This window comes from Enterobacter sp. 01-M-03-SI-ECC (assembly GCF_047530215.1).
Lineage (GTDB): Bacteria > Pseudomonadota > Gammaproteobacteria > Enterobacterales > Enterobacteriaceae > Enterobacter > Enterobacter chengduensis.
Map to the genome: position 1 here is coordinate 26117 of NZ_JBLKDA010000013.1, position 12171 is coordinate 38287.

Genomic DNA, 12171 nt, shown 5'->3' on the forward strand with positions numbered 1-12171 from the left:
AAAAAGAGGTATGACGATGTCCAGACGCAATACTGACGCTATCACCATTCATAGCATTTTGGACTGGATCGAGGATAACCTGGAATCGCCGCTCTCCCTTGAAAAAGTGTCAGAGCGTTCAGGTTACTCCAAATGGCACCTGCAACGGATGTTCAAAAAAGAGACCGGCCATTCACTGGGTCAATATATTCGCAGCCGCAAGCTGACGGAAATTGCCCAGAAACTGAAAGAAAGCAATGAGCCGATCCTTTATCTGGCGGAGCGCTACGGATTTGAATCACAGCAAACCCTGACGCGTACGTTCAAGAACTATTTTGACGTGCCGCCTCATAAGTACCGAATCACCAGCGTGCCGGGCGAATCCCGATACCTGTATCCGTTAAAACACTGTAGTTAATTATCGCCTGTCACAGACGTAACCGAGGAAATCATGAAAGTTATCGCCTCCGCCGCCCTCGCCTTGCTGGTGCTATTCTCCAGCCAGACCTTCGCGGAGCAAACCCCTCGTGCAACGCAGCAAAATAATCCTGATACGATGATTTTGCCGTCAGCACATGGCCAGTCGCCTTATGATTTCAACCATATGGGTGCTGGTAGCGACAAATCCGACGAATTAGGCGTGCCTTATTATAATCAGCACGGCCTCTGATTCGTTTTTGCCCCGCCGACGCGGGGCTTTTTTTATGCCTTTATCACACCCGCGCCGCGCGCCGAACGCGCAGGCCAAAGACGTTAATATAGAGCCCGGCCATGATCAGCGCGGCACCAAACAGCTGCAGCGCGCTGAGCGTTTCATCCAGTAAGAGAGCCGCACTCGCCATCCCTACCACGGGCACCAGCAGGGACAACGGCGCGACGCGCCAGGTTTCATAGCGCCCCAGGAGCGATCCCCAGATCCCGTAGCCCACGATGGTAGCGACAAAGGCCAGATAGACCAGCGAAAGGATTGTGGTCAGGTCGATCTCCACCAGGCTGTTAAGCATGACGGCCGGACCGTCCAGAATAGATGACGCCAGCAGAAACGGGATAACCGGTATCAGCGCGCTCCACACCACCAGGGACATCACCTGCGGCCGCGCCTCGTGCTGCATAATCAGCTTGTTAAAGATATTCCCGCAGGCCCAGCTCAGCCCCGCCGCCAGCGTCAGCATAAAGCCGAGCAGCGCCACGTGCTGACCGTTCAGGCTGGCTTCAATGAGCACCAGCACGCCAAACACCGCCAGCGTAATTCCCGCCAGCTGCTTGCCCTGCAGGCGTTCGCCAAACACAAACGCGCCGAGAATAATGGTAAAGAACGCCTGTGCCTGTAAGACAAGCGAGGCCAGGCCAGCCGGCATACCGAACTTGATGGCGCAGAAGAGAAACGCGAACTGGCCGAAGCTGATGGTCAAACCGTAGCCCAGCAGCAGCTTAAAGGGGATCTTCGGACGGGCAACAAAGAAGATGGCCGGGAACGCCACCAGCATAAAACGCAAACCGGCCAGCATCAGCGGCGGCATGTTATGCAGCCCCAGCTTGATGACCACAAAATTGAGCCCCCACACTACGACCACCAGCAACGCCAGCAGCCCGTCTTTACGCGTCATACCCTGCCCCTGAATTATTAATAACTTGTTAACACTTCAAGGTAACAGAAAAAAGCGCGCGGCGAGAAGATCATTAATTCTGGCAGGCAGCTGAGGCACTTAGGGATAAATCAGGTGCTATACAAGCCCCTTATGTCATGGTAATCCTGTTAACACACGTCTAATAAAAGCATAAGCAACTGTCGGGCAGGAATATGAAACCATCTCTCAGGCGCTCAACCGCAGCGCTGCTGGCATCGTCATTGTTGTTAACCATTGGTCGTGGGGCAACGCTGCCGTTTATGACCATTTATCTCACGCGCGTTTACAGCATGAGCGTGGAGAATATTGGTTATGCCCTGACGGTTGCGCTGACCATCGGCGTGGTGTTCAGCCTGGGATTTGGCATTCTTGCCGATAAGTTTGATAAAAAACGCTACATGCTGATTGCGATCGTGGCGTTTATCGCCGGATTCGTCGCCATCCCGCTGGTGGATAACGTCACCCTGGTGGTGCTGTTCTTTGCGCTGATCAACTGCGCCTATTCCGTCTTTTCGACGGTGCTGAAGGCCTGGTTCTCCGACGTGCTCACCGCAAGCCAGAAAGCGCGCGTCTTCTCGCTGAACTACAGCTTTCTGAACATTGGCTGGACGATCGGCCCGCCAATTGGCACCCTGCTGGTAATGTACAGCCTGCAGCTGCCGTTCTGGCTGGCGGCCTTCTGCGCCGCCCTTCCGCTGGGATTCATCCATTTCTTCGTGCAGAAGAGCGTGGCGTTAGATACCGCCGAGGAGAAGATGCCCTGGCAGCCGTCGGTCCTGCTGAAAGACCGCGCGCTGTTCTGGTATACGCTGTCTGGCCTGCTGGCCTCCTACGTCGGCGGATCGTTCGCGAGCTGTATTTCGCAGTACGTCCTGGCCGCTCATGCGGACAGCGATTTCGCCGAAAAGGTGGTCGCCGTAGTCTTGCCCGTCAACGCCGCCGTGGTGGTGACGCTGCAATATGCGCTCGGGCGCAAGATCTCCGCCAGCAATATTCGCCCGCTGATGACCCTCGCCACCCTGTTTTTTATCCTGGGGCTTGGCGGCTTTATGCTCTCCGGGGAAAACCTGGTTTACTGGGGCATCGCCGCCGCCATCTTTACGCTGGGTGAGATTATCTATGCACCGGGCGAATACATGCTGATCGACAACATCGCCCCGCCGGGCATGAAGGCAAGCTATTTCTCCGCGCAGGCGCTGGGCTGGCTCGGCGCGGCGGCAAACCCGATGATCACCGGTATTATCCTGACCCACCTGCCGCACTGGTCGCTGTTTGCGATCATGATGGTCGCCATCGTTATGGCCTGGCTGATGATTTTGCGCGGGATGAGCGTGAAAAGTGAAGATAGCGTGTCGGGTGGCGCTGCGCTGACCCGCCCTACAAAAGCCTAATCGTAGGCCGGGTAAGGCGCAGCCGCCACCCGGCAAAAGCACAAGCATCAGTGGTGCAGCATTTCCTCGACCACCTGCTCTTTATACATCTCGTTCGGGTAGTAGGTCGGCCAGTTATCCATCTCTTTCAGCAGCGCCTCGTGAGAGGTGTTGCCCATGAAGATATGGAAGTGCGAAGAGGCCTTCGGCCCGATGGTGTGGTCGCTGAACTGCACAAATTTCGGTGCCTTGCTGTCTGCGTCCTTGCACTCAAAGAGATACCGCACGCCTTTCTTGCCTGACGCGTAGGTTAGAATTTTGTAGCCGCTGTAGTCATAATGACAGCGGCTGACCGCTTTACCCTGATGGAATTCCATCACGTTATTTTCAATGCCGATGGCATCCACGTCCGTTGCATATCCCTTACGATAGTAGGCTTTCACCTCATCGAAGGTTTTGCTTTTATCCTTCTGCGCCTTCCGCTTAAAGACCGGATCCAGCGAACCATCCAGCAGGAAAGGATAGACAGACTGCCAGGTTCCGTCCCAGTCCGACAGCGATCTGTCCTTCACGTCTTTATCCTCAAACACGCCGTTTGCCGCTTTCTGTTCCGTTTCGGTCATCTGATGGCCGTGCGAGTGGGCAAACAGCTGGCCGCTGACCAGCAGCGCCCCCAGAGTCATGGCAAATTTTCCAATATGTGCAGCCAAAGTAACACCCTCATTCCGTTTGATAAGAATGAGAATGTTATATTATAACATTTCAGATCGCAACTAGCCCGCGAACGCCCTCCTGCTCCATGTTTTCGCCCCGCCCGCGCTGGATGATGGTGCCGCGCGACATCAGAAGGTAGCTGTCGGCCAGCTCGGCGGCGAAGTCGTAAAACTGTTCGACGAGCAGGATCGCCATGTCACCTCTGTTTGCCAGGGTGCGGATCACCTGGCCGATCTCTTTAATCACTGACGGCTGTATGCCTTCGGTGGGTTCATCGAGGATCAGCAGCTGCGGGCGGCTCGCCAGCGCGCGCCCAATCGCCAGCTGCTGCTGTTGCCCGCCAGAGAGATCGCCCCCGCGGCGGTGCTGCATCTCTTTAAGCACCGGGAAAAGCTGCCAGATCTCATCCGGTACCCGCTTCGCCTCGCGGGCGGGAAACCGCGACAGCCCGAGCAGGAGGTTCTCTTCCACGGTCAGGCGCGGGAAAATCTCGCGCCCCTGCGGAACATACGCCACGCCAGACTGCACCCGCTGGTGCGGTTTACTGTGGGTGATTTTCTTCCCCTGCCAGATAATCTCCCCGGTTTTCGCCGGGATGAGCCCCATCAGACACTTCAGCAGCGTGGTTTTCCCGACGCCGTTGCGTCCCAGCAGGCAGGTGACTTCGCCGGTGACGGCCTCAAAGCTCACGCCGCGCAGGATATGGCTCCCGCCGTAGTACTGATTCAGTTCGTTGACCTGTAACATCCTCTCTCCTTAGCGCCCCAGATAGACCTCAATCACCTGCTCGTTGGCCTGCACTTCGCGAAGCGATCCTTCTGCCAGCACGCGCCCCTGGTGCAGCACGGTCACGCGATCGGCAATGGTTTCAACAAAGCCCATATCGTGCTCCACCACCATCAGGGAATGCTTGCCCGCCAGGGTTTTGAATAGCTCGGCGGTGTATTCCGTTTCCGCGTCGGTCATTCCGGCGGCCGGTTCATCCAGCAGCAGCAGATGCGGGTCCTGCACCAGCAGCATGCCGATCTCCAGGAACTGTTTTTGCCCGTGCGACAGCAGCCCGGCGCGGCGGTCGCGCTCGCCGGTCAGCCGCAGCAAAACCAGCATCTCGTCAATTCGGTCCCGCTGCGCACCGTTGAGCGTGGCCCGCAGGCTCGCCCAGACGGACTTATCGGCTTTCATCGCAATCTCAAGATTTTCCCACACCGTCAGCGCCTCAAAGACCGTGGGCTTCTGGAATTTGCGCCCGATCCCCTGGCGGGCAATGGCCGCAGGCTCCAGCGCGGTCAGGTCGATGGATTGATCGTAAATCGCTCTCCCGCTCTTTGGCCGCGTTTTGCCGGTAATGACGTCCATCAGCGTGGTTTTACCGGCGCCGTTGGGGCCAATCACGCAGCGTAGTTCCCCCACGCCGATGTTCAGCGAGAGATCGGTCAGGGCCTGGAATCCATCAAAACTGACGTTAACGGACTCAAGCTGAAGCACCGGGTCGGTCTGGTCACGGTAGCGGTCGCCCGGCAGCTGGCGGGTGAATAACCCTTCGGCTGGCTGCATTATTTCTCTCCCTTTCGAAACAGGCCGTAGACGCCGCGCGGTAAAAACAGCGTGACGGCGATAAAAATCAATCCCAGAAACAGCTGCCAGTACTCCGGCATCGCGACGGTGAAAAAGCTCTTCGCCCCGTTCACCAGCGCAGCGCCAATCACCGGCCCGACCAGCGTGCCGCGCCCGCCCAGCGCCACCCAGATGGCGGCCTCTATCGAGTTCGTCGGCGACATTTCACCCGGGTTGATGATGCCCACCTGCGGGACGTACAGCGCCCCTGCCAGGCCGCACAGCACGGCGGAGAGCGTCCACACCAGCAGCTTGAAGCCGCGCGGATCGTAGCCGCAAAACGTCAGGCGGTTTTCCGCGTCGCGAACGGCGGTCAGGATGCGGCCAAACTTGCTCTTTGCCAGCGCAAATCCGGTAGCCAGCGCCAGAATCAGCAGCAGCACGGTCGCCAGAAACAGCGCGATACGGGTCGTCGTTTCCGTCACTGAAAACCCGAGCAGCGTAGTAAAACCGGTAAAGCCGTTATTGCCGCCAAAGCCGGTTTCGTTGCGAAAGAACAGCAGCATCCCCGCGTAGGTCAGCGCCTGGGTCATAATCGAAAAATAGACCCCTTTGATCTTCGAGCGGAAGGCAAACCAGCCGAACACCAGCGCCAGCAGCCCCGGCACGAGCACAATCAGCGCCAGCGCCCAGGCAAAATGCTGGGTTCCCCACCAGAACCACGGCAGTTCGCTCCAGGAAAGAAACGACATAAACGCGGGCAGACCGTCACCCGAGGCCTGGCGCATCAGGTACATACCCATCGCGTAGCCGCCCAGGGCGAAGAAGATGCCGTGCCCGAGGGAAAGCATTCCGGCATAGCCCCACACCAGATCCAGCGCCACCGCAACGATGGCATAGCAGAGGATCTTGCCCACCAGCGTCAGCATCCAGGTCGAAAGCGCCAGCGGATGCGTCGCAGGCAGCAGGGCGAAAAATGGCAATATCAGCAGACACACCACCAGCAGGCTGCCGGCAAGCTGCGTCGCGCGCGGCGCTTTGCGCGCCAGCGTTAAGGTCAGCGGCTGGCTCATCAGTCAATCACCCTCCCTTTCAGCGCAAACAACCCCTGCGGGCGTTTCTGTATAAACAGCGCGATCGCAACCAGAATCACGATCTTCCCCAGCACCGCCCCCATCTGCGGCTCAAGAATTTTATTGAAAATGCCGAGACCAAAGGCCGCCGCCACGCTGCCTGCCAGCTGGCCTACGCCGCCGAGCACCACCACGAGGAAGGAGTCGATGATGTATCCCTGGCCCAGCTCCGGCCCGACGTTACCGAGCTGCGAGAGCGCCACGCCGCCTAACCCGGCTATCCCCGAGCCAAGCCCGAACGCCAGCATATCGACTCGCCCCGTCGGTACCCCGCAGCAGGCGGCCATGCCGCGGTTTTGCGTCACCGCCCGCACGTTGAGCCCCAGACGGGTTTTATTCAGAATGAGCCAGGTAAAGAACAGCACCAGCAGCACGAAGCCCAGCACCACGATGCGGTTCCACGGCAGCGTCAGGTTGGCAAAAACCTGCACTCCGCCGGAAAGCCATGCCGGGTTGGCGACCTCAAGATTCTGGGCACCAAAGGTCATGCGCACCAGCTGGATAAGCATGAGGCTGATCCCCCACGTCGCCAGCAGCGTTTCCAGCGGACGACCGTACAAATGGCGAATCACCGTGCGCTCCAGCACCATCCCAATGCCCGCCGTCAGGCAGAACGCCACCGGCAGCGCGACAACGGGATAGAGCGCAACCCACTGGGGCGCCAGCCCGGCCATCGCCTGCTGTACCATCCAGGTGGCGTACGCCCCCAGCATCAGCATCTCGCCGTGCGCCATGTTGATGACGCCGAGCAGGCCGTAGGTGATGGCAAGCCCCAGCGCCGCCAGCAGCAGCACCGACCCGAGCGACAGCCCCATAAACGCCTGGCCCAGCAGATCGCCCCACATCAGTCGGTGCTGGATCTGGCTCAGGCTCTCCTGCGCGGCGGCGCGAACCCCGGCATCCGGCTCCGTCTGTGGCTGGGTAAACGGGTTAAGCCTGGACTCCGTGTCCGGATCGTCGGATTGCCCTAATAATTCGACGGCCTTGCGGCGCACCTCCGCCTGCGGGCTTGCCAGCTGGAGATTAGCTACCGCAAGCAGCAAAGCCTGACGTGCCACCGCGTCCGTTTCATCGCTCACCCGCTTTTCCAGAAACGAGAGCATCCCGGGCTGGGCATCCCGCTGAAGCTGACGTGCAGCCGTCCGCCTTTCTGTGACACTGTCACTCACCAGCTGATGCGTGGCGATCGCCGTCGCGGCCAGCACCCGCAGCCGGTTCGTCAGGCGGACGGCTTTAGTTGGCGCTTCGACAGCCTTCGCGTCACCGAGCGAGACCATTTGACCGTTACGCTGCGCGAAGGCGTGCTTTTGGCTGTCGGTATACAGGTTTTCCTTTTGTAGAGCCTGCAGCAGCGGCAGCCTCGCGGCATCCGGCGCGGCGGCCCACTGCGTCAGCAACTCCGCCTGCTGGCTTCGGCTGGCGGCAACAAAACGATCGGCATCCGATGCCTGCGCCATCCCTGGCAGCAGTCCGGTAAGCCATACAAGAGCGATGAACATGCGCATGGCGTTCATGACGTTTCTCCCTGGTGATGGCTTAGTTGCTGGCGGTTTTTATCGGCTGGTCGGGCTTTTTGTCATTTCCGGCGATGAACGGGCTCCACGGCTGGGCGCGAACCGGCTGCTCCGTCTGCCAGACCACGTTAAACTGGCCGCTGCCTTCGATTTCGCCGATCATGACCGGCTTGTGCAGATGGTGATTGGTGGCATCCATGGTGAGCGTAAAGCCCGAAGGTGCTTTAAAAGACTGACCGGCCATTGCGGCACGCACTTTATCCACGTCGGTCGAGCCCGCTTTTTCCACCGCCTGCGCCCACATATGGATCCCCACGTAAGTGGCCTCCATCGGGTCATTGGTCACCACGGTGTCGGCGTTCGGCAGCTTGTGCGCCTTCGCATAGGCTTTGTAATCCGCCACGAAGGCCTGGTTGGTGGGGTTATCCACAGATTCAAAGTAGTTCCACGCCGCCAGGTTGCCGACCAGCGGTTTGGTGTCGATCCCGCGCAGCTCTTCTTCGCCGACGGAGAACGCCACTACCGGCACGTCGGTCGCCTTCAGCCCCTGGTTAGCCAGCTCTTTGTAGAACGGCACGTTGGAATCGCCGTTGATGGTAGACACCACGGCGGTTTTGCCGCCCGCGGAGAATTTCTTAATGCTGGCGACGATGGTCTGGTAGTCGCTCTGGCCAAACGGGGTATACACCTCTTCGATATCCTTATCCTCCACCCCTTTTGAGTGCAGGAAGGCGCGCAGGATCTTGTTGGTAGTGCGCGGGTAGACGTAGTCTGTGCCCAGCAGGAAGAAGCGCTTCGCCGCACCGCCATCTTCGCTCATCAGGTACTCCACCGCCGGGATCGCCTGCTGGTTCGGCGCCGCGCCGGTATAGAAGACGTTTGGCGACATCTCTTCACCTTCATACTGCACCGGGTAAAACAGCAGACCGTTCAGCTCCTCGAACACCGGCAGAACCGATTTGCGCGACACCGACGTCCAGCAGCCAAATACCACCGCCACTTTATCCTGACTTAACAGCTGGCGCGCTTTCTCGGCGAACAGCGGCCAGTTTGAGGCGGGATCCACCACTACCGGCTCCAGCTTTTTCCCCAGCACGCCGCCTTTGGCGTTGATCTCGTCGATGGTCATCAGCGCGACGTCCTTAAGCGGCGTTTCGGAGATCGCCATGGTGCCGGACAGAGAATGCATGATCCCCACTTTGATGGTATCGGCCGCCTGCACGCCAAAACTGATGCCCATCGCCACGACGGATGCGGATAACCCAAAGGCCTTTAATAAGGTACGACGCTGCATATTTTCACTCCTGAAAAAGAACGCTGTGCGAAAACGTCCGTTACGGCATGGACGCGGAAAAAAAGTCTCAGCGAAACAGGAGCAAAAAGAGTGCCAGAATGGAGATTGCGCTATAGCGGGCGGTGGAATGCGGGATGTAAAGAGAACGACTCAGAATGGTACAGCGCTGCACTTTTATAATGCAGCGCTGCGGGGATGTTTTACCAGACTTCGCTGGCGATCTGCGTAACCAGACGGACTTTATCCCACTGCTGGGCTTCGCTCAGGCTGTTACCCTCTTCGGTTGAGGCAAAGCCGCACTGCGGGCTCAGGCAAATTTGCTCCTTCGCCACGTATTTCGCCGCCTCTTCCAGACGGGCCTTCACGCCTTCCGGATTCTCCAGCTCGCCGTTTTTGGTGGTGATCAGGCCCAGCACCACCTGCTGCTTGCCCGGGCGGACAAAGCGCAGCGGCGCGAAATCACCGCTGCGGTCGTTATCATATTCCAGGAAGAAGGCGTCAACGTTGACCGTCCCAAACAGCACTTCAGCCACCGGCTCATAGCCGCCTTCGGAAATCCAGGTGGAACGGAAATTACCGCGACAGACGTGTAGCCCGATGGTCAGATCCTCCGGCTTGCCTTCCAGCGCCTTGTTGAGAACGCGGGCATAGATACGCGCCAGCTCATCGGCATCATCCCCGCGCTCGCGGATTTGACGGCGCTGATCGTCCGAACACAGGTAGGCCCAGACGGTGTCGTCCAGCTGCAGGTAACGGCAGCCCGCGTCATAAAAGGCCCGAATGGCGTCGCGCCAGGTGGTCGCCAGATCGTCAAAATAGACGTTCAGGTCCGGATACACCGTCGCGTCAATGTCCTTACGGCCGCCGCGGAAATGAAGCACGCTCGGGCTGGGGATAGTCATCTTCGGCTGCGCAGTGCCGCTGATGCTTTTCAGATAGCGAAAATCGTCGAGCATCGGATGCTCGCCAAAGCCCAGCTTGCCGGTGACGCGCACGCCGTGGGCCTTAGTTTGCACCCCGTTGAACTGGATACCCTGCTGTGAATCGTAGCGCTCGACGCCCTGCAGCCCATCGAAGAAGTCGAAGTGCCACCACGCCCGGCGAAACTCCCCGTCGGTGACCACGTGCAGGCCGCACGCGCACTGCTGCTCAACGACGTGGCGAATGGCCTCATCCTCTACCGCACGAAGCTGTCCGGCGTCAATCTCACCGCTGGCAAACTTCAGGCGAGCCTGCTTGATGGCGTCCGGGCGTAAAAAACTGCCGACTACATCGGCGCGGTACGGGGCGTGGTGTCGTTGCATGCAAATCTCCTCAGTCTGCTGGCGATGATTGCCAGCAGTGATAATTCATTATTTGAAGTTTTAGACTTCTGGATGTCTAAATGTCCAAAAACAATGTCATACCTCACCGCCTCCGGCAAACGAGAAAATTTCACGGGTGTTGAAAAAAATTCATGTTCACAGCGCAGCGGCGGTTTCGCTGCCGGCAAAGGCGAACTTTTCATCTTCCCAGCCGGTAATGCCGCCCAGCATAATTTTGACCGGCAGCCCGAGACGCGCCAGCTTCAGTGCGGCTCTGTCCGCGCCGTTGCAGTGCGGCCCCGCGCAGTAAACGACGAACAGCGTGCCTTCCGGCCATTGGGCCATGCGCTCCGCCGTCATCTGGCTCCGCGGCAGGTGCAATGCGCCGGGAACGTGACGGCGGGCAAACTGCTCCGGGCTTCCCACGACGTGCAGCAGCACGAAGTCCTGCTCATGGTTGACCATGGCGTGATGCACATCAGCGCAGTCGGTCTCGACGCTCAGGCGGCGCAGGAAATGGGTAACGGCTTCCTGCGGCTCGGCAGCCGGAAATTCAGTAACATAGCTCATGATTCTTCCTCATCTTAGGCGTTTGTGTTAACACTACTCTATCCACAAACTCAGCCCATGAATGCGTTCGCCTATGCCAGAAAACAGCAAAAAGATGACAAACTTAAGACACATTGCCCGCCCGCAGGTGGTCGTGCTGGCGTATGACGGTCTGTGTACCTTTGAGTTTGGCGTGGCGGTGGAGATCTTCGGCCTGCCGCGCCCCGAGCTGGGCGACGCATGGTATCGTTTTGCGGTGGCGAGCGTGGACGACGGTGAACTTCGGGCGACGGGCGGGATCCGCATCATTACCGATGGTGATATTACGCTCCTTGAGTCTGCCGATCTGATCGTGGTTCCCGGCTGGCGGGGGCTTGACTCCCCTGTTCCGGATGCGCTCTGCGACGCCTTGCGTCAGGCCAGCGCGCGCGGGTGCCAGCTGCTCTCTATCTGTTCGGGGGTGTTTGTGCTGGCCGCTGCGGGACTGCTGAACGGACGTAAAGCCACCACGCACTGGCGCTATCTCGACGCGCTTAAGGCCCGCTATCCTGACATCGACGTGGTTGAGGACGTGCTGTACCAGGACGAAGGGGATATTCTGACCTCCGCGGGCAGCGCGGCGGGGATCGATCTCTGCCTGCACGTCGTGCGTCGGGATTATGGCATGGAAACCGCCAACAGCGTGGCGCGTCGGCTGGTTATTCCGCCCCACCGGGATGGCTCTCAGCCGCAGCAGCTAAGCCGTCCGGTGGCCCAGCTGCGGGAGAGCCAGCGTCTGGGCCAGCTGTTTGATTTTCTGCACACGCATCTTATCGAGGCGCATAGCGTCGACTCCCTGGCGCGCCGGGTCGGAATGAGCCAGCGCACCTTCCTTCGCCGCTTCGAGGCGGCAACGGGAACGACGCCTGCACGCTGGTTAATCAATGAGCGTCTGCTGAGAGCAAAAGATTATCTGGAAAGCAGCCGGTTAAGCATCGACAGCATCGCTGAACAGACCGGGTTTGGCCAGGCGTCGACCTTGCGTCATCATTTCCGCCAGCAGTTTGCGCTTTCTCCGGCTCAGTACCGCAAGCAATTTTCGCGTCCGGGTACCGCCCGCTAAAGGCTAAGGGTTTCACACAGGGCTAAGCGC

General features: G+C 59.0%; 13 protein-coding genes. 4 read left to right on the forward strand and 9 right to left on the reverse strand.

All coding sequences use genetic code 11. The annotated features are described in order from the left end of the window. Nucleotides 1-16 precede the first annotated feature (16 nt). On the forward strand, nucleotides 17-397 hold the full coding sequence (gene marA, locus ACMWKK_RS13405) for an MDR efflux pump AcrAB transcriptional activator MarA (RefSeq protein WP_008502237.1): 381 nt from the start codon (nucleotides 17-19) through the stop codon (nucleotides 395-397). Nucleotides 398-430: 33 nt separating this feature from the next. After that, the gene (marB, locus tag ACMWKK_RS13410) at nucleotides 431-649 is read left to right on the forward strand and encodes a multiple antibiotic resistance protein MarB (protein ID WP_045326217.1); all 219 of its coding nucleotides are present in this window, start codon (nucleotides 431-433) and stop codon (nucleotides 647-649) included. Nucleotides 650-692: 43 nt separating this feature from the next. On the opposite strand, the gene eamA is transcribed toward marB, so the two are convergent. Beyond that, nucleotides 693-1586 carry an O-acetylserine/cysteine exporter gene (gene eamA / locus ACMWKK_RS13415; RefSeq protein ID WP_045326214.1) on the reverse strand — a complete coding sequence of 298 codons (894 nt, stop codon included), beginning with the start codon at nucleotides 1584-1586 and terminating at the stop codon, nucleotides 693-695. A gap of 194 nt (nucleotides 1587-1780) precedes the next feature. Between eamA and ydeE the strand changes: the two genes are divergently transcribed. After that, nucleotides 1781-2998, forward strand: coding sequence for an efflux MFS transporter YdeE (gene ydeE, locus ACMWKK_RS13420; RefSeq protein WP_406542812.1), 1218 nt, complete (start codon nucleotides 1781-1783; stop codon nucleotides 2996-2998). 47 nt (nucleotides 2999-3045) lie between these two features. On the opposite strand, the gene zinT is transcribed toward ydeE, so the two are convergent. The 8 genes from zinT to ACMWKK_RS13460 all read right to left on the reverse strand — a co-directional run bounded on the left by zinT (nucleotide 3046) and on the right by ACMWKK_RS13460 (nucleotide 11060). Then, a complete protein-coding gene (gene zinT / locus ACMWKK_RS13425; protein WP_112780257.1) occupies nucleotides 3046-3687 on the reverse strand; it encodes a metal-binding protein ZinT in 642 nt (213 codons plus the stop codon). Nucleotides 3688-3739: 52 nt separating this feature from the next. Continuing rightward, complete coding sequence (urtE, locus tag ACMWKK_RS13430) at nucleotides 3740-4438, reverse strand: urea ABC transporter ATP-binding subunit UrtE (protein ID WP_045326207.1); 699 nt, start codon at nucleotides 4436-4438, stop codon at nucleotides 3740-3742. Nucleotides 4439-4447: 9 nt separating this feature from the next. Further along, nucleotides 4448-5245 carry an urea ABC transporter ATP-binding protein UrtD gene (gene urtD, locus ACMWKK_RS13435; protein ID WP_112780258.1) on the reverse strand — a complete coding sequence of 266 codons (798 nt, stop codon included), beginning with the start codon at nucleotides 5243-5245 and terminating at the stop codon, nucleotides 4448-4450. Then, nucleotides 5245-6318 (reverse strand): urea ABC transporter permease subunit UrtC, encoded by a 1074-nt coding sequence (urtC, locus tag ACMWKK_RS13440; protein ID WP_112780259.1) that lies wholly within the window; start codon nucleotides 6316-6318, stop codon nucleotides 5245-5247. The genes urtD and urtC overlap by 1 nt, the downstream gene beginning before the upstream one ends. Next, entirely contained in the window at nucleotides 6318-7892 is a 1575-nt protein-coding gene (gene urtB, locus ACMWKK_RS13445) for an urea ABC transporter permease subunit UrtB (RefSeq protein WP_112780260.1), read from the reverse strand. Before urtB ends, urtC begins: the two co-directional genes overlap by 1 nt. 22 nt (nucleotides 7893-7914) lie before the next feature. Continuing rightward, entirely contained in the window at nucleotides 7915-9186 is a 1272-nt protein-coding gene (urtA, locus tag ACMWKK_RS13450; protein ID WP_112780261.1) for an urea ABC transporter substrate-binding protein, read from the reverse strand. 200 nt (nucleotides 9187-9386) lie between these two features. Further along, entirely contained in the window at nucleotides 9387-10490 is a 1104-nt protein-coding gene (locus ACMWKK_RS13455; protein WP_112780262.1) for a cobalamin-independent methionine synthase II family protein, read from the reverse strand. Nucleotides 10491-10646: 156 nt separating this feature from the next. Further along, nucleotides 10647-11060 (reverse strand): rhodanese-like domain-containing protein, encoded by a 414-nt coding sequence (locus ACMWKK_RS13460; protein WP_045326190.1) that lies wholly within the window; start codon nucleotides 11058-11060, stop codon nucleotides 10647-10649. 73 nt (nucleotides 11061-11133) lie between these two features. On the opposite strand from ACMWKK_RS13460, the gene ftrA reads away from it, so the two are divergent. Beyond that, nucleotides 11134-12141 (forward strand): transcriptional regulator FtrA, encoded by a 1008-nt coding sequence (gene ftrA, locus ACMWKK_RS13465; protein ID WP_045326187.1) that lies wholly within the window; start codon nucleotides 11134-11136, stop codon nucleotides 12139-12141. The last annotated feature ends 30 nt before the right edge of the window (nucleotides 12142-12171 follow it).